General features: G+C 68.0%; 18 protein-coding genes, 1 tRNA gene and 1 other RNA gene. 12 read left to right on the forward strand and 8 right to left on the reverse strand.

Annotation, left to right across the window (positions count from 1 at the left end; translation table 11 throughout):
• Window positions 1–9: 9 nt before the first annotated feature.
• Genes AB0L64_RS03795 through AB0L64_RS03805 form a run of 3 tightly spaced genes read left to right on the forward strand, consistent with a single transcriptional unit; the run spans window position 10 to window position 3114 of the window.
• Window positions 10–1284 carry an extracellular solute-binding protein gene (locus AB0L64_RS03795; RefSeq protein ID WP_363707391.1) on the forward strand — a complete coding sequence of 425 codons (1275 nt, stop codon included), beginning with the start codon at window positions 10–12 and terminating at the stop codon, window positions 1282–1284.
• Window positions 1281–2219, forward strand: coding sequence for a sugar ABC transporter permease (locus AB0L64_RS03800; RefSeq protein ID WP_363707392.1), 939 nt, complete (start codon window positions 1281–1283; stop codon window positions 2217–2219). The genes AB0L64_RS03795 and AB0L64_RS03800 overlap by 4 nt, the downstream gene beginning before the upstream one ends.
• Window positions 2212–3114 carry a carbohydrate ABC transporter permease gene (locus AB0L64_RS03805; RefSeq protein WP_363707394.1) on the forward strand — a complete coding sequence of 301 codons (903 nt, stop codon included), beginning with the start codon at window positions 2212–2214 and terminating at the stop codon, window positions 3112–3114. The genes AB0L64_RS03800 and AB0L64_RS03805 overlap by 8 nt, the downstream gene beginning before the upstream one ends.
• Before the next feature lie 224 nt (window positions 3115–3338).
• Here AB0L64_RS03805 and AB0L64_RS03810 read toward each other — a convergent pair whose 3' ends face one another.
• The gene (locus AB0L64_RS03810; protein WP_363707396.1) at window positions 3339–3875 is read right to left on the reverse strand and encodes a TetR/AcrR family transcriptional regulator; all 537 of its coding nucleotides are present in this window, start codon (window positions 3873–3875) and stop codon (window positions 3339–3341) included.
• A gap of 176 nt (window positions 3876–4051) precedes the next feature.
• On the opposite strand from AB0L64_RS03810, the gene AB0L64_RS03815 reads away from it, so the two are divergent.
• Window positions 4052–4828, forward strand: a complete 777-nt coding sequence (locus AB0L64_RS03815) for a nitroreductase/quinone reductase family protein (protein WP_363708082.1) — start codon at window positions 4052–4054, stop codon at window positions 4826–4828.
• Here AB0L64_RS03815 and AB0L64_RS03820 read toward each other — a convergent pair.
• From AB0L64_RS03820 to AB0L64_RS03835, 4 genes are read right to left on the reverse strand one after another with little or no spacing between them, the layout of a single operon-like run.
• Window positions 4823–5578, reverse strand: a complete 756-nt coding sequence (locus AB0L64_RS03820; protein WP_363707398.1) for a class I SAM-dependent methyltransferase — start codon at window positions 5576–5578, stop codon at window positions 4823–4825. The two genes, AB0L64_RS03815 and AB0L64_RS03820, sit on opposite strands and share 6 nt — an antisense overlap.
• Before the next feature lie 8 nt (window positions 5579–5586).
• Window positions 5587–6054, reverse strand: a complete 468-nt coding sequence (locus AB0L64_RS03825; protein ID WP_363707400.1) for a hypothetical protein — start codon at window positions 6052–6054, stop codon at window positions 5587–5589.
• 21 nt (window positions 6055–6075) lie between these two features.
• A complete protein-coding gene (locus tag AB0L64_RS03830; protein WP_363707402.1) occupies window positions 6076–8397 on the reverse strand; it encodes an FtsX-like permease family protein in 2322 nt (773 codons plus the stop codon).
• A complete protein-coding gene (locus AB0L64_RS03835) occupies window positions 8394–9095 on the reverse strand; it encodes an ABC transporter ATP-binding protein (RefSeq protein WP_359939893.1) in 702 nt (233 codons plus the stop codon). The genes AB0L64_RS03830 and AB0L64_RS03835 overlap by 4 nt, the downstream gene beginning before the upstream one ends.
• 120 nt (window positions 9096–9215) lie before the next feature.
• Between AB0L64_RS03835 and AB0L64_RS03840 the strand changes: the two genes are divergently transcribed.
• Genes AB0L64_RS03840 through AB0L64_RS03850 form a run of 3 tightly spaced genes read left to right on the forward strand, consistent with a single transcriptional unit; the run spans window position 9216 to window position 11527 of the window.
• Window positions 9216–10001: a histidine kinase gene (locus AB0L64_RS03840; protein ID WP_363707404.1), complete on the forward strand. Its 786-nt coding sequence runs from the start codon at window positions 9216–9218 to the stop codon at window positions 9999–10001.
• A complete protein-coding gene (locus AB0L64_RS03845; protein ID WP_363707406.1) occupies window positions 9998–10660 on the forward strand; it encodes a response regulator transcription factor in 663 nt (220 codons plus the stop codon). Before AB0L64_RS03840 ends, AB0L64_RS03845 begins: the two co-directional genes overlap by 4 nt.
• An 18-nt stretch (window positions 10661–10678) precedes the next feature.
• Window positions 10679–11527 (forward strand): aminoglycoside phosphotransferase family protein, encoded by an 849-nt coding sequence (locus AB0L64_RS03850; protein ID WP_363707408.1) that lies wholly within the window; start codon window positions 10679–10681, stop codon window positions 11525–11527.
• Window positions 11528–11572: 45 nt separating this feature from the next.
• Here AB0L64_RS03850 and AB0L64_RS03855 read toward each other — a convergent pair.
• Window positions 11573–11660 (reverse strand) — tRNA-Ser (locus AB0L64_RS03855).
• Window positions 11661–11756: 96 nt separating this feature from the next.
• Here AB0L64_RS03855 and AB0L64_RS03860 point away from each other — a divergent pair.
• The 3 genes from AB0L64_RS03860 to AB0L64_RS03870 all read left to right on the forward strand — a co-directional run bounded on the left by AB0L64_RS03860 (window position 11757) and on the right by AB0L64_RS03870 (window position 13306).
• Window positions 11757–12266: a sigma-70 family RNA polymerase sigma factor gene (locus AB0L64_RS03860; protein WP_363707410.1), complete on the forward strand. Its 510-nt coding sequence runs from the start codon at window positions 11757–11759 to the stop codon at window positions 12264–12266.
• Entirely contained in the window at window positions 12263–12670 is a 408-nt protein-coding gene (locus tag AB0L64_RS03865) for a hypothetical protein (protein ID WP_363707412.1), read from the forward strand. Before AB0L64_RS03860 ends, AB0L64_RS03865 begins: the two co-directional genes overlap by 4 nt.
• A 120-nt stretch (window positions 12671–12790) precedes the next feature.
• On the forward strand, window positions 12791–13306 hold the full coding sequence (locus tag AB0L64_RS03870) for a GNAT family N-acetyltransferase (RefSeq protein WP_363707414.1): 516 nt from the start codon (window positions 12791–12793) through the stop codon (window positions 13304–13306).
• Here the strand turns inward: AB0L64_RS03870 and AB0L64_RS03875 are convergent.
• Window positions 13283–14074, reverse strand: coding sequence for a TIGR03620 family F420-dependent LLM class oxidoreductase (locus tag AB0L64_RS03875; protein ID WP_363708084.1), 792 nt, complete (start codon window positions 14072–14074; stop codon window positions 13283–13285). The two genes, AB0L64_RS03870 and AB0L64_RS03875, sit on opposite strands and share 24 nt — an antisense overlap.
• Window positions 14075–14262: 188 nt before the next feature.
• Here AB0L64_RS03875 and ffs point away from each other — a divergent pair.
• Both ffs and nadE read left to right on the forward strand, forming a co-directional pair.
• An RNA gene (gene ffs / locus AB0L64_RS03880) (signal recognition particle sRNA small type) lies at window positions 14263–14359 on the forward strand.
• 46 nt (window positions 14360–14405) lie between these two features.
• Window positions 14406–15224 carry an ammonia-dependent NAD(+) synthetase gene (gene nadE, locus AB0L64_RS03885; protein ID WP_363707416.1) on the forward strand — a complete coding sequence of 273 codons (819 nt, stop codon included), beginning with the start codon at window positions 14406–14408 and terminating at the stop codon, window positions 15222–15224.
• On the opposite strand, the gene AB0L64_RS03890 is transcribed toward nadE, so the two are convergent.
• Window positions 15217–16065: an alpha/beta hydrolase gene (locus AB0L64_RS03890; RefSeq protein WP_363707418.1), complete on the reverse strand. Its 849-nt coding sequence runs from the start codon at window positions 16063–16065 to the stop codon at window positions 15217–15219. The two genes, nadE and AB0L64_RS03890, sit on opposite strands and share 8 nt — an antisense overlap.
• Window positions 16066–16074: the final 9 nt, after the last annotated feature.

A 16074-nucleotide genomic window follows, 5' to 3' on the forward strand; every position in this document is an offset into this window, starting at 1 on the left:
AGTTCCCCTGTGAGACGTGGAGTGGGACTGACCCTGCTGGCCGCTGCGCTCAGCGTCGTGGTCAGCAGTTGTGGCAGCGGGGTGATCGACAAGAGCACGGACGGCGTGCCCCCGGCCGAGGCGACCGGGACGCTGCGGGTGCTGCTCCCGTCCTTCCCGCCCAGTGCGAAGGGCAAGGCGGAGTTCCAGAAGGTCGTCGACGACTTCCACAAGGCCTATCCGAAGATGAAGGTCGAGCCGGACTTCGCGACGTACAAGAACCTCAACGAGAAGATGTCCACCGCGATCGCGGCCGGCATCCCGTACGACGTGATGGTGACCGGCGTCGGCTGGGTGCAGCCGTTCGCGTCGAAGAACATCTTCGAGGACCTCGGCAAGTACGGCGTGACGCCTGACTACATCAGGGAGAAGAGCACCCCGGCGCTGATCCCGGCGGTGACCTACGACAAGAAGCTGTACGCCTACCCGCTGATCGCCGACGCCCGCGCCGTCGCGCTGCGCAAGAGCGCGTTCCGCGAGGCGGGCCTGGACCCGGACAAGCCGCCGGCGTCGCTGGACGAGATCAAGGTCGCCGCCGAGAAGCTGACCAAGCGGGACAAGGACGGCAACATCACCCGCAGCGGGTTCGACCTCGCGTCCGCGACCGGTTTCCGGCAGTCGTTCACGACCTTCCTGGCCTCGACCGGTACGCCGCTGTACGTCGGCGGCGAGCCGAACTTCGACAACCAGAAGGGCCTCGACACGCTGCTGTGGATCAAGTCGATGATCAACAACGTGCAGCCGTACGGCCAGACGAACGCGGCCCAGCAACCACTCGTGCTCACTGGTGAGGCCGCGATGGGGATCGTCAACGGCGGTGTGGACTGTTCCGCGGACGGCATCGGCCAGAAGAACTGTGACGACCTGAAGTTCTTCCGCTTCAACAGCGGCAAGGAGATCGAGTACGTCGGCGGTGACCTGGCCTCGATCGGGTCCCGCAGCCGGCACAAGGACGCGGCCTGGTCGTTCATCCAGTCGCTGACCAAGCCGGCCACGCTGGACGCGCTGGCCAAGCTGAACAAGAAGGTCCCGGCCTACAAGGACGCGAGCAACTCGCCGCAGGCGAAGTCCAACCCGCTCAGCCAGTTCGTCGCGGACGGCCTGGTCTACGCGGTCAACGAGAACGAAGTGCCGTCCAACTGGCTCGAGATGCGCGGCAACTTCGACATCCAGCTCACCCAGGCGGTCCTCGGACAGAAGGACCCCGCCAAGGTGCTGCACAACCTGGCAGGACAGTCCCGATGAGTACAACTCTTGAACGTCCCACACTTGCCACTCCCCGCAAGGTGAGCCCGTCCAAGGACGGTCGCACGCTGCTCCGCAGCCAGGCCCGCGCGGGCTGGGCCCTGCTCGCGCCCGCGCTACTGCACTCCGGCGTCTTCATCGTGATCCCGGTGATCGCGGTACTGGTGCTCAGCCTCACCGACTACAGCTTCGGTGACACCTGGGCCTGGGTCGGTTTCGGCAACTACGCCGACCTGTTCCGCGACGTCGACTTCCTGGCCTCGCTGTGGCACACGGTGCTGTACGCGATCGTGGTGATCCCGATCTCGATGGCGATCTCGCTGGCGGTCGCGATCGGGCTGAACCAGAAGATCCGCGGCCTCGGGTTCTTCCGGACAGCGTTCTACATCCCGACCGTGACCGCGACCGTCGCGGTGGCCACGATCTGGCTGTGGATCTACAACCCGGGCTCGGGCCTGGCGAACGGCTTCCTCAGCCTGTTCGGCTTCGCGCCGAACCGATGGCTGGCGGACCCAGCCACGGCGCTGCCGTCGCTGATGGTGGTCGGCATCTGGCAGGGCCTCGGGACCAAGATCATCATCTACCTGGCCGCGCTCCAGGGCGTGTCCCGCGACCTGGTCGAGTCGGCCGAGCTGGACGGCGCGGGCCGCTGGCAGCGGTTCGTCAACGTCACCTGGCCGGCCATCGGCCCCGTCCAGTTCTTCGTCCTGATCACGTCGATCGTCGGGACCTTCCAGGTGTTCGACCTGGTGTACGTGATGACGCAGGGCGGCCCCGGATCGGAGACCCGGGTGCTGGTGATGGACATCTACCAGAACGCGTTCCAGGACCTGAAACTCGGCTACGCGTCCGCCGAGACCGTGATCATGATGATCGTGATCGCGCTCTTCATCGGCGTCGGGCGCCTGCTCCAGAAGGCGGATGCCAATGACTAGCGTTTCGTTGCCGGCGGTGGGTTCGGCGAAGCCGTCGGCGTTCCGGCCCGGCCGGATCCTGCTGTACGTCGTCCTGCTGGTCGGCGCGCTGCTGATGATCACGCCGTTCGTGTGGATGCTGCTGACCGCGTTCAAGAGCAACCTGGAGATCGCGAAGTTCGGCTGGCTGCCGGGGGAGCTGCGCTGGCGGAACTTCGTCGAGGCGATGCAGACCGCGCCGTTCCTGCGGTACTTCCGCAACAGCCTGATCATCGCGGTCGGCGAGACCGCGTTCACGCTGGCGGTTTGTACGACGGCCGGGTACGCGCTGGCGAAACTGCCGATCCGCGGCGGCAAGACGTTGCTGAACTACTTCATCGTGCTGCTGCTGGTGCCGTTCCAGATCATCCTGGTGCCACTGTTCCTGATCGTGAAGTCGATCCCGCTGTTCGGCGGCAACAACATCCTCGGCCAGGGCGGGATCGGCTGGCTGAACTCGTGGTGGGGCCTGATCATCCCGCTCGGCGCGGCGCCGTTGTTCACGTTCCTGGCGCGGCAGTTCTACGTCTCGCTGCCGGACCAGCTGGCGCAGGCCGCCCGGGTGGACGGGCTGGGTGAGTTCGGCATCTTCTGGCGGATCATGACGCCGCTGATCAAGCCGGCCTTGATCACGATCGCGGTGTTCCAGATCGAGGCCGCCTGGAACGGGTTCCTCTGGCCGTTGATGATCACCACGTCGGACGACCTGCGGCCGCTGCAGCTCGGGCTGGCGATCTTCTCCCAGAACCCGGCGGAGATCCAGTGGCCGTACCTGATGGCCGGGACGGCGCTCGCGACGCTGCCGATGATCGTGCTGTTCGTCTTCGCCCAGAAGCGGTTCGTCGAAGGAATGGCGAACGTGGGCATCAAGGGCTGAATCCTCGAACAGGTGCTCACCCCGCCCCGGGTGAGCACCTGCGAGGCCCCCTCCACATGCGGTGGTCCCGAAGAAACACCGGAGTTTCCCACTCGGTCCCCCCGCTGGGTCACTCACCCGTTTATCGGCGCGGTGTGGCCCTCGTTACAAGAATCGTGAGGTTTTTTCGCCGATCCGCGAGACGATTTCCTTTCGCATGCATTCGGCGACGGTCCGTGAGCGAATCAGTGCAGGTGGCTGTGGACGACGTACCGGACCATCGGCCCGAGATCGGTCGTGCCGAGGAGCTCCAGCGCGTTGGTCGCGCGGAGCGTAGCCAGGCCATGCAGGTTCGTCCACAGCGCGGTGGCGCGGAGCTCGGCGTCGGCGGGGTGCAGCCGGGCGACCAGGTCGACGAACGTCCGGAACAGCGGCAGCGAGGTCGCGCGCAGATTGCCGCCGGCCCCGGCCAGCAGGTCGTGGCGGAAGATCAGGTCGAACATCCCGGGCCGCTCGGCGGCGAATTCCAGGTACTTCGTCGCGGCCGCGACCAACTGCTCCTCGGGCGGTCCGTCGCCGGCGGGCTCCAGGCGGGCGGCGAGATCCCGCAGGCCGGTCGCGGCGATGGCGGCGAGCAGCGAGTTGTGGGTCGGAAAGTAGCGGCGCGGTGCACCGTGCGAGACGCCTGTCCGGCGCGCGATCGCACGCAGCGTGAGGTCGGAGAGGCCGTCCTCCTCGAGGAGTTCGACCCCGGCCTGGACGAGCCGATCGGGCAAGGACACGTACGGTAGTATCGCCGACGTGACTGCCGGGTCGGCTTCGAGCCATTACCGAGTTGGGTCCCCGGCTGCGTTCTGAGCGCCGCGCGGGGCCCGCCCCGCTTCTCTGTTGTCTGCGAATTCCTTTGTCATGACACCAGAGAGAGAAGCGAATCCTGAACGATTTCACCGCACAACTCATTGCGGAGTTCAAGGCCAACGACGGTAAGGTCGGCGGTCCTTTCGAGAACTCCCGGTTGTTGCTCCTGACAACCACTGGCGCGCGGACCGGCACACCGCGCACCGCGATTCTCGGGTACTACCCGGACGGCGACCGGGTCCTGGTCGTCGGCTCGGCCGGCGGCGGCCCGAAACATCCGGGCTGGTACCACAACCTGCTCGCCGACCCGGAGGTCCACATCGACCTGGGCCTGTTCGACTATCCGGCGACCGCGGTCGTCCTGCGGGGCGCGGAGCGCGACGAGGTCTTCGCACGGCTCGTCGAGGCCGACGCGGGGTGGGGCGAGTACCAGCAGCGCACCACTCGGACGATCCCGGTGGTCGCGCTGGTCCAGAAACCAGGGCCGCCGCCGCACGGCGGAGGCTCGTTCGCCGAGGCGTTGAACACCATCCACGCGGCGTTCCGGCGCGAGCTGGCCCTGATCCGGCGCGAGGTCGCCACGTCGGGCACGCTGGGCGCACAGCTCCGCATCAACTGCCTGACGGTCTGCCAGGGGCTGCACTTCCATCACACCGGCGAGTCGACCATGTTGTTCCCGTCGCTGCTGGAGCAGCACCCCGAGCTCGCAGACGTGATCGCTGTACTCCAGACGGAGCACGACCAGATCGCCGTACTGCTCGAGGAGCTGAAGCGTCTGGTCGGTGCTCCGGACGTCCTGGCCCAGGTCGATGAGCTGATCGCCCAGCTCAACGCGCACCTGGACCGTGAGGAGGCAGAGCTGCTGCCGTATCTATAGCGGCCGTTGCGCCAGCAGCGCGTAGGAGTTGGGGAGTCGGCCGGACCACGCTGCGGCGCTCGTGTCGTCCTGCGGGCGCCAGAACGGCTCCGCGTACTCCTCGAGGACCTGGAGCCGTAGACCGGCTTTCGTGATCGCGGTGACGATCTGGCCGAGCGTCCACTGCCACTCCTGGGCGCCATTGCCGGGGAACGTGTCGTTGATGTGCGACTTGGCGAAGTAGCTCCGGTCAGGTCGGATCCGCGGCTCGTCCTGGTCCCAGGTCCACAGCGGTACGGCCGGGTGCGCCTCGTACACGAAGAGGTGTCCACCCGGTCGTACCACCCTGGCCGCGTCCCCGGCCCAGGCGTCGATGTCCCGCATCCAGATCAGCGCGCCCTTGCCCGTGTACACGAGATCGGCCGATGCGTCCTTCAGCGGTACGCCGGGGACCTCGGCCACGACGTACCGGCAGCTCACGCCCAGGTCGTCGGCCCGGCGCTGCGCAGCGCCGGCCGCCACGGAGCTGTAGTCGACACTGACGACACGGTCGGCACCGGCCTTCACCAACGCCACGTCGTCCAGCCCGTGCCCACTCTGGAAATGCACCACCACCGGCCGTTGCGCCAGGACCGGCGCCAGCAGCTCCCGCTCCCGCGCAAACAGTTGCTCGTCCCCGCGAGCCTCCGCCAGCAACTCGTCGTACTCGTGAACGTGCTTCTGTGAAGCCCGCTCCCACACCATCCGATTGCCCGCGACGACCTCGTCCATGCCCTAAGTCAGCCCGACCTCAGCTGTTCGAGCAACTGCATATCGTGCAGGTCCACCGGTCTCAGCTGGTAGCCCTGGTGCGACCGGAGTTGCGCACTGAGCGGCATACAGCGCACCGTCCGCCCGCCGATCCACCCTTCGACGGCAGGCGGTATGAGGTGGGTGTTGCCATCGAAGTCGAACTGCTCGGTCCCGCCGTCGACCGGTGTACTCGGGTGCAGGTCCACGCGATGCCCCTCGGCCGCATGTGTCAGCTGCACGGTGACCTGCACGAACCGGGCATCTGTCACCGCGTACCCCAGTCCTTCCAGGACCTGCACCACCTCATCCAGCTGCGGCCTGGCCACACCTAGGTCCAGATCGCCGTGGGGCCGCGTCTGCCGGCCCACCAGCGCATCCACACCCCAGCCGCCGTCCACCCAGACGTCCAGCGGCTTCAGCGCGTCCAGCAACTGCAGCACCCGCTCCGGTGTCACCGTGCGACCTCCTGTCCAAGCTCACTCGTTGTGGAGGACCTCGGCGATCGTGGCGCGGGCGGCCGTGCGGGCGGGGAAGTACGCGCCGGCCGCGGCGATCACGATGCCGGCGAGGACCAGCAGGGCGAGCAGGCCCGCAGGGTATACCTCGAGCATGAAGTCCGGCAGCTCGATTTGGGCGCCGTTGGCCATCGCCGGGACGACCAAGCGGTGCGCAACGATCCCCAGCGGGATGCCGAGCAGGCCGCCGACCGCTCCTACCGCGGCCATCGACGTCACGACCATCGCGGTCACCTGCGCAGGCGTCATACCGATCGACTTGAGCATGCCCAGGTCGCGGCGGCGTTCGCGGGTGTTGAGTACGACGGTGTTGAACACACCTAGCGCCGCAACGGTTCCCAGCATCAGCGTGAGCAGTACTACGGTCGCCAGTACGACGGCCACGAACGTACCGGGGTCTTGACCGGGCGTCTCCTCCAAACCGGAGTCCTTGGCCTGCACCGCCTTGACGACGGCGTCGAGATCGGTCCCCGGCTTCACGTTGACCTCGTACAGGTTGGCCCGGAGCTCTGGCGCGATGAGCGCGAGCGTTGCCCAGTTGGACAGCGCCTCGTCGCCGGAGTTGTACATCGCCTTCCCGACGATCTGCGCCCGTACGCTCTTGCCCCTGGACTGCAGTGTGATCGTGTCGCCGACAGCCAGGCCGCGCTGCCGCAGGAACCGCTCCGACACGACCACCTGGCCCGGACCGTCGAACCAGCGTCCGGCCAGGATCCGGTACCCGAGTTGATCGAAGTCGCCGCGGTAGAACGAGACCCGGACGTCCGTTCGTGTCCCAGGAAGCCGCATTCCCATGTCCGTGCTGGCAGCCACGGAAGTCACACCAGGCGTTGCCCGCAGTACGGCCTCGTCTTCGGCGTCGGTCAGCTTGGCGCCAGGGGGCGCACCCGGCGGCGGTGCCTCGCCCTCGGCACCGCTTTGGCCGGCGAACATCGTCAGGTCAACAGCATCCGCTCGACTCGCTGCGGTCTGGTAGGTCGTCAGTGACTTCCCCAGCCCGACAGCCAGCGTCACGCTGGTCACTCCGAGCACCACTGCCGCCAGGGTCAGCGCCGTACGCCCAGGACGCGCGAACGGCATGCCCAGTCCCAGACTGACCGCCCGCGGCAGCCGGGTCCCACTCAGCGACCGCTGTACTCGTAGCCCTCGTCCGGCCCGCGGTGCGCTCCCCGCACTGATCGCCTGAGCCGCTGACAGACTGCGTGCTCGCAACGCCGGCAACAGGGCAGACAATGCAACCAGAGCAGGCACGCCGAGGAGCGTCGCGATGTCGACCCAGATCGGCACGCCCAGCCCGCCGGCGCCGTAGTTCTCGAAAGCCCTCGTCAGCAAGGACGTCGCGAGTACGTTGCCGAGGACAACACCGGCGGCGCAGCCGATGACGGCCGGGATGGAGATCATCCCCAGGTACACCGCCATGACCTGCGTCGGCGTAAAGCCCAGCGACTTCAGAACGCCGATGTGCTTGAACCCTGCGACCACAGCACCGCTCACGACGTTGGCCACGATCAGTACGGCGACGGCGAGTCCCAGCCATCCGAACACCATCAGGAACGGTACGAACGTGTTGGGCTCACCCGCTGCCATCGCTCGCAACGCCAAGTACGACTGTGTGCCTATGAGGGCATCGGACGGCAGACCAGCCGTCACGCCTTGCTGGCCCGCCGTGACGTCCGCGTTGGTCGCAGCGTGAGCGAAGCGATAAAGCATCTGCGTCGCCGTCGGGTGCAGCGCGTTCATCTGTTCCGGTGTCACCCAGGCATCGGCCGACTGGCTAACGCTGTATGCAAACCCGACGATGGTCAGCGTTCGACCGCCCGCTGTCATGGTGCCGTTCAGTTGCGGGCCCCCGCGGCCCTCTATGTCGACCGGGTTCCGGTTGAGCACGATCTCGCCCGGCTTGGTTGCCCAGCGCCCCTTCCACACGTTCAGCCGATCCACAGCGCCACCTGGATCAGCACGGCCCACCGTCACCAGTGAATCCATCAGCTGCGTGCGGTCGAGCTCGAGCGTCGCCTGCGCGAACGGCCCGGCGACAGCGGCCGCACTCCGCGCCGCCGCTGTCAGTTGCGCGTCGGTCACCTTGCTGCGGTCGTACGACGCCGTCAGCTGGGAACCGCTCTGCTTCGCGTACGCGTGGTCGAACGGTCCGCTCGACGCGGCCAGGAGGCCTAGTGCGACCACGATCATCGTTGTGGAGAGCAGTACGACGACGCCGATCACCACAGTCTGCACGCGACGCCGTCGTACAGCTGCCCGCGCGACCGGCCAGACGGCGCTCACGGCGTACGCTCCAGGCTGCGCTCCCCGGCGATCTGTCCGTCGAGGAAGTCGATGACCCGGCTGGCGCAGCGTGTTGCGAGCTGCTGGTCGTGTGTCACCAGCAGGAGCGTCTGACCGATCTGGTTGAGGTCCAGGAGCAGATCCATGACCTGCTCGCCCGCCCTGGTGTCGAGCGCGCCCGTCGGCTCGTCGGCGAGGAGGATGGCGGGGCGGTTCATCAGTGCGCGGGCGACTGCTACCCGTTGCCGCTCACCCCCGCTCAGCTGTGCCGGGTAGGTGTTGCGGCGTCCAGCGATGCCCAGCTCCTCGAACAGCTCGAGCGCGCGCTTCCGTGCATGTGCTGCCGACGTACCGGTGAGCTGTGCGGCCAGCGCGACGTTGTCGAGAGCCGACAGGTCGTCCAGCAGGTTGAAGAACTGGAAGATCATCCCGATCCGCCGGCGCCGGAACAGCGCCAGCCCTTTCTCGTCGAGCGTGCCCAGGTCGTCGCCGTGCACGATGACCGATCCCGACGTCGGCCGGTCCAGCCCGGCGACCATGCTGAGCAGCGTCGACTTGCCGCTGCCCGACGGTCCCATCACCGCGACCGCCTCGCCCGCGTGGATCTCCAGCGACACTCCGTCGAGCGCGGCGGATTCGCCGTACTCCTTGCGTACGGCGGTGAGCTGTACGACCGCCTGTCCGTTGTCCTCCGTCATGCTCTTCACGCTAGAGCCGCGGAACGGTCGCTGACGTCAGCCTGCCGGGCTAAAGTGCGCGCCTTGTCATCCTGGAGATGTACGACCTGCCACGCATTCTTTGGGACAGTGGATCTCGTGATGTGGTTGCTGGTAGCGCTGCTGGCTGTGGTGGCCGGCCTGCTCGCGTTCGCCTCTGTGCGCACTCGGCGTGCCCATAAGCGTGCGTTGGAGGAGCGGGGCTGGTTGCTGGAGCGGGAACGGGAGACCGCGGCGCGGAAAGCGGTCGACGCCGAGCGGGCGCGGATAGCGCACGACCTGCACGACATCGTCAGCCACAACGTCAGCGTCATGGTCATCCAGACCGGTGCTGCCCGGCAGGTGCTGGCAACGTCACCCGACGAGGCGGAGGCAGCTCTCCTCGCGGTAGAGGCGGCTGGCCGCGACACCATGGCGGAGCTGCGGCATCTGCTCGGTGTACTCGCACCGAAGGCGGACGGGGCCGAGGAGGACGCACTGTCGCCGCAGCCGAGTCTGACGCGCCTGAGCGAGCTGATCGATCGGATCGCGTTCGCCGGTCTTCCGGTCGAGGTGCGGATCTCCGGCGACCCGGTTCCGCTACCGGCCGGCGTCGACGTCACGGCGTACCGCATCATCCAGGAGGCGCTCACCAACGCGCTCAAGCACGGCGACGGGAACACCGCCGAGGTGACCGTTCGCTACGCGCCGCACGCGCTCCGGGTCGAGATCTTGAACACGGGTCCGAGCGTCCTCACCGGAGGCCGCCCGGTCGCGTCCGACGGTGAGGGGCGGGGGCTGCTGGGGCTGAAGCAACGCGTCGCCGTGTACGGCGGGCAGCTCGACGCCCGCCGACGCCTCGGCGGCGGCTTCCGCGTCCGCGCCAAGCTCCCACTGGAGCGCCCGTGACGACGCCCGCGACCACGCGGGTCGTGATCGCGGACGATCAGGCCCTGGTCCGCACCGGCTTCCGGATGATCCTGTCCGCGCGCGGCATCGAGGTCGTCGGCGAGGCCGCGGACGGCGTGGAGGCAGTGGACGCCGTACGGCGCCTGCACCCGGACGTCGTCCTGATGGACATCCGCATGCCGACCATGGACGGCCTGGAGGCCACCCGCCGCATCCTCGCCACCCCGACCAGGTGCCGGATCCTGATCCTCACGACGTTCGACCTGGACCAGTACGTCTACGCCGCCCTGTCCGCCGGCGCCAGCGGCTTCCTGCTCAAGGACGTGACCCCCGAACACCTGGCCGCCGCCGTCCGCCTGGTCACCACCGGCGACGCCCTGCTGGCCCCCTCCATCACCCGCCGCCTGGTAGAACGCTTCGCCACCCCCACACCCACCCTGCACCGCGACCTGTCGTCCCTCACCCCCCGCGAACTGGAAGTCCTCACCCTCATGGGCCAAGGCCTCTCCAACGCCGAAATAGCCACCGCCCTCACCCTCAGCGAAGCCACCGTCAAAACCCACGCCGCCCGAATCTTCGCCAAACTAACCCTCAGAGACCGCTCCCAAGCCGTAGTCCTCGCCTACGAAACCGGCCTGATCACCCCAGGCGACCACTGACCCGGCGTACGCTCGGCCATGAGGGAAAGCAACCTGCTGACCTGGGCCGCGGCGGCGGTCGGCCCAGTGCTCGAGATCAGTCCACTCCATGGCGACCAGGGCCCCTGGCGCCTGACCACCGCCGACGCGCGCTACGTCTTACGGGCACCGACTCCACGCATCGATGCGCCGATGATCGCGACGGGCGCCGCGGCACTCCAAGTCGCCGAACAACACGACCTGCCTGCCCCACGCCTGGTCGACGTCGATCTGTCCGGCTCGGCTTCCGGCGTACCCGCCACTCTCGAGACCCTTGTGCCTGGCACATCGACATGGGCAGTCGGAACCCCCGAGAGCCTTCGCGTTGCTGGAGCCGCGTTGGCCCACCTGCACTCTGTCCCGATGCGTCCGCAGGCCCATCTCCCATTCCGCCCACGCCCCATCGCCGTGGACGACTTCGCCCGAGACCGCCGCGCCGGTCACCTGCCCACCACGCCGCTCTTGTCCCAGGCCGACGACCTCGTCACCGCGCACGGTCTGCCCAGTGAGCGGTCCGTCTACCTCCACGGCGACGTGTGGCCCGGAAACCTGGTCTGGTCCGGCCATCACCTCGAAGCCTTCATCGACTGGAAGACCGCCGGCGTAGGCGCGCCCGGAGTAGACCTCTCCGAACTCCGCAAACAAGCAGCAATCAGCTTCGGCCCTGACGCCCCCGCCCACGTCCTCACCGGCTGGCAACAAACCGCCGACACCCCAGCTCAACACGTCGCCTACTGGGACGCCGTAGCAGCCTTGAACACCCCCACCACCCCCACCACCCTCTACAGCCCCACAGCCACCACCCGCCGCAACCACTTCCTACGCCAGGCCCTCCACCATCTCCCCTGACAAAGCACCAGGGCGGCTCTCATGTCTGAGAACCGCCCTGATGAGTGGCGGAGGATACGAGATTCGAACTCGTGAGGGGTTGCCCCCAACACGCTTTCCAAGCGTGCGCCCTAGGCCTCTAGGCGAATCCTCCAAGCGGAGAGGATACCGAGGGGGCGCGGGAATCCGAAATCGGGGGCGTGAACCTGGTGGGCGGGTGGGGCGACTGTGGGGGTGAGGGAGGTGACGCGTGGAGTCGGGTTGGGTGGGTGTGGTGGTGCGGGCTCAGGTGGGGGAGCGGGAGGCGGTCGCTGAGCTGGTGCGGGGGTGGCACGGGGCGGTCTGGTCGTATGTGCGGCACATGCTCGGCCGTGAGGACCTGGCCGACGACGTGTCGCAGGAGGTCTGGCTGGCCGTCGTGCGGGGGCTGCCGCGGCTCAAGGAGCCGGAGCGGTTCGCGGCGTGGTTGTTCACCATCGCTCGGCGCAGCGTGGTCAACCACTTGCGGCAGCGGTACGCCGACCAGCCGCGGGTCGACGTGGACGAGGAGCCCGACCTGGCGGATCAGGTGGTCGACAGGGTCGACGTACGGCGGTTGCTCGGCGGGGTGCCTGTGATGGAGCGGGAGGTGCTGGTGCTGTTTCATCTGGAGGACCTCAGCTTGGAGGAGTGTGCAGAGGTGCTCGGCGTACCGGTGGGGACGGTCAAGTCCCGCCTGCATCGCGCACGCCGGCTGCTGAGGGAGGAGGCGGGCTCGTGATCTCGGCAGAGGACACCATCGCGGGTCTGCACGACGCACTCTCGCTCCGGCGCCGTGTCCGGTCGCTGGTGCAGCTCTGTGGCGCCGCTGCGGTGATCGGACTGGTCGTAGTGCTCTGGCTGACCGAGGACGGGCTGCCGGCCAGGACACAGGCCGGCTTCGCAGCCGTAGTGCTCGTAGGACTCGCTGTCATGACCAGGGCGGTCTACGTACTGCGTCAGCGCGGTCACTTGTTCGCCAACGACAAGGTCATCGCCAGCTGGATCGCCTCCGGGTTCGCAGTGCTGCTGGCGACCGGACTCGCACTAGCCGGCCACGGCAGACTCGGCGCACCGTTCGTACTGGCGGCAGTCGCCTACCTCTTGTTCACCCATCGAGCGAAAAGACGACTGGAGCGACGGTGAAACCGATCGGACCATTGGCGATTGCCCTTCGGCGTTTCGGGACCCGGCGGGTCGGCCTGGTGCTTGCAGCGGTGCTAATCCTGCTGCTGGTGGTAGGGCTCCTCATCTAGGGTCGGCTGCATGGAACTGCGCTCGATCACCCCGGCAGATGTGGACGCGGTGCAGGAGCTGATCGAGTCCGATCCGGGGTACACGGAGCGGATCACCGGCTATCTGCCGGGTGAGTCAGACGCCCAGAGCCTGTTGATGATGCGTCCAGCGGACCTGCCCCAGGAGTCGAAGGTCGTGCTGGGGGCATTCGACGACGGTCAGCTCGTTGCTGTTGTCGACCTGCTCAGGGGCTTCCCGAACGAGCGCACGGCGTTCATCGGTCTCCTCGAGGTCCACGCGAAGCACCAGGGCCGCGGGTACGGCGGGACGACGTACCGGCTCGTCCAGCGGTACGTCGAGACCACCTGGCCCGAGGTCCGGACCATGCGGCTGGCTGTCGTCGACACGAACGCCCAGGTCGCCACCGGCTTCTGGCAGCGGCAGGGGTTCGAGGCGACAGGCGAGGTGCGCCCGTACCGGTACGACAAGCTGGAGTCGAGCGCCCGCCTGTACGAGAAGCAGCTACCGGAGCAGGGCGGGAGCTAACGCACGCCACTGCTCGATCGGCTGCGGACCCGTCACCCCAGTGATCACGTTGACGGCGACGTGGTCGGCACCGGCATCAAGGTGCTCGGTGAGCTTGGCCTTGATGTCTGCCGGACTGCCCCAAGCCGCGAGGGCATCGACCATGTGGTCGGGGAGTGTGGACAGATCGCTCTCGCTGAACCCCTGCCGCTTCAGCGAGCTGGCGTAGCCAGGGATCGTCGTGAAGAAGCTGATGGTGTCCCGCGCTATCGCCCTGGCCCGCTCCGCGTCGCTCTCCAGTACGACGAGGTGGCTGACGGCCAGGAGCTTGTCAGGGCCGAGCACCTTCCGCGCTTCGGCGGAGTACGCCGCACGGGTCAGGAACGGGTACGCGCCGGCGGACCGCTCCGCGGCCAGCTTCAGCATCTTCGGACCGAGCGCTGCGAGCACCCGACGGTCCACGGGCACATCCAGCTCGTCCAGGTACGCGTTGAGCGTGGCGATCGGCTTGGCGCCGTGTGCTCCCCCCAGACCGACGGTGAACCGTCCCGGCGCGGACGCCTCCAGCGCGGCGTACGTCGTACCCACGTCGGCCGGGCTGTACTTCACGACCGCCAGGATCCCGCTGACGAACTTGATCGCCGTCGTCGCGTCCACCAGGTCGGTGATGGTCTGCAGCCCGGGCAGCGGCCCGCCGGACAACCAGATCACTGGATAGCCGAGCTCCTCGGCCGCCCGCGCCGCCGCGATGGACTCCGCACGCTGTCGAGCCCGGTCGTGATACCGAATGCTCCAAAACGATGATCCGTCACCAAACCAGTCTCACCCCTCGCCGGCACCGACGGCCACCCTTGTTCGCTCACAGCGTTCGCAGCTGAGCGCTCTTGACCCGCCGGCTGGAGGTGGAACGCGCCGTCCCGCGGATGCGCGAGTTCGGGTGGATTTCGGGCATGCTCTTCCGATCCCGTACACTCGTGCCTGGTTCCCCGCGTGGCGGTATCTCGCCCAATCCCCCCAGGGCCGGAAGGCAGCAAGGGTAAGTGAGCTCTTCCGGGTGCGCGGGGAATCCTTATGTCTAGGCTTGGTCCTCCGAGACGTCGTCCCGAGACCAAGGAGACCGATGAACCCCGAGAGCCGCTATCTGCAGGAATTGATCATCGCGGAGCTCGACGTACCCGCGGCGTTCGACGTGGCCAACGAGGCCGAGCAGCGGGTCGAGTTCCTGGCCGACCGGCTCCGGCGGACCGGCGCCTCGGCGTACGTGCTCGGGATCAGCGGCGGTGTCGACTCCGCCACGGCGGGCCGGCTGTGCCAGCTCGCGGTGGAGCGGGTGCGGTCGGAGGGCGGTCAGGCGACGTTCGTCGCGATGCGGCTGCCGTACGGCGTGCAGGCCGACGAGGTGGACGCCCAGCGCTCGCTCGAGTTCATCAAGCCAGACGAGACGCTCGTGGTGGACGTGCAGCCCGCCACCGACGCGATGGTCGAGTCGGTGCGGCACTCCGGGCTCGGTGACCGCGAGGACTTCCACGTCGGCAACATCAAGGCCCGCCAGCGGATGGTCGCGCAGTACCTCGTGGCCGGCGCGCGCGGCGGGCTGGTGGTCGGCACGGACCACGCGGCGGAGGCGGTGATGGGCTTCTTCACCAAGTACGGCGACGGCGCCTGCGACCTGACGCCGCTGTCGGGTCTCACCAAGCGCCGCGTCCGCGCGGTCGGCGAGTGGCTCGGCGCGTCACCGGAGATCACCGGCAAGGTGCCGACCGCCGACCTGGAGACGAACAACCCGGGCGTGCCGGACGAGTCGGTGCTGGGCGTGACGTACGACGAGATCGACGACTTCCTCGAGGGCCGCGACGTCGACGAGTCGGCTGCCGCCAAGATCATTGCCACGCACCGCCGTACCGCTCACAAGCGGGCCGTACCGCTCGCCTTCAGCTGACGAACTCGGTCACCAGCCGGGCGAAGGACTCCGGCTGCTCGGCGTGCACGAAGTGGCCGGCGCCTGTCGCGTAGTAGTAGGTGCCGTTCGGTACGTCGGAGCGGAACAGCTCGATCTCCCGCGGGCTGGTGGCTGGGTCGTACTCGCCTTTGATCAGCAGGGCGGGCTGCGTCAGCTGAGCGAAATGCTGCAAGACGGGCTCGGCGAAGCTGGGGGACTTGGTGATCTCACCGGAGAAGTGACCCGAGCGCTGGTGGTACTCATCCGGCAGCTCAGTGTCGGCCGGTAGCTGTAAGTCTCGGGACCCTGGTCCGAGATAGATCTCCATCCGGCGGTCGCCGAGCTGCGCGATCACAGCGATGCGCTCGTCCCACATCTGCTTGGTCGCTGGACCGGTGTGCGGCGGGAGCTCGGCTGCGGGCAGTAGCGGCAGCGCCGCGCGGACGAGGTTCTCGGTGGCGAGTGGCATGTCCCAGGCGGGGTTCTCGAAGATGATGCGAGTCACCGAGGCCGGGTGCGCGGCGGCGTACCTGAGCGCCAGGCGACCGCCGTACGAGTGGCTGAGGACCGACCACTGCCGGACGCCGAGGTGCTCGCGCAGCGCCTCGAAATCGGCGATCAGGTCTTGCTCGCTCACCGGTCCGTCGAGCGGGTCCGAGCGCTGTACGCCGCGCTGGTCGACGCCGATCAGGTGGAAGTCGCGCGCCAGACGGTCGCCCTGGAACGCCATGAAGTCGTACGAGCCCGCGCCGGGGCCGCCGTGGACGAACAGCAGCGGCGGCGCGTCCGAGCGGCCGCGCCGGTCGACGTACAGCCTGGTGTCGCGCACCTCCGTCAGCATGACCGGAGC

The sequence above is a fragment of the Kribbella sp. NPDC051936 genome, assembly GCF_040680955.1.
In the GTDB taxonomy this organism is placed as follows: domain Bacteria; phylum Actinomycetota; class Actinomycetes; order Propionibacteriales; family Kribbellaceae; genus Kribbella.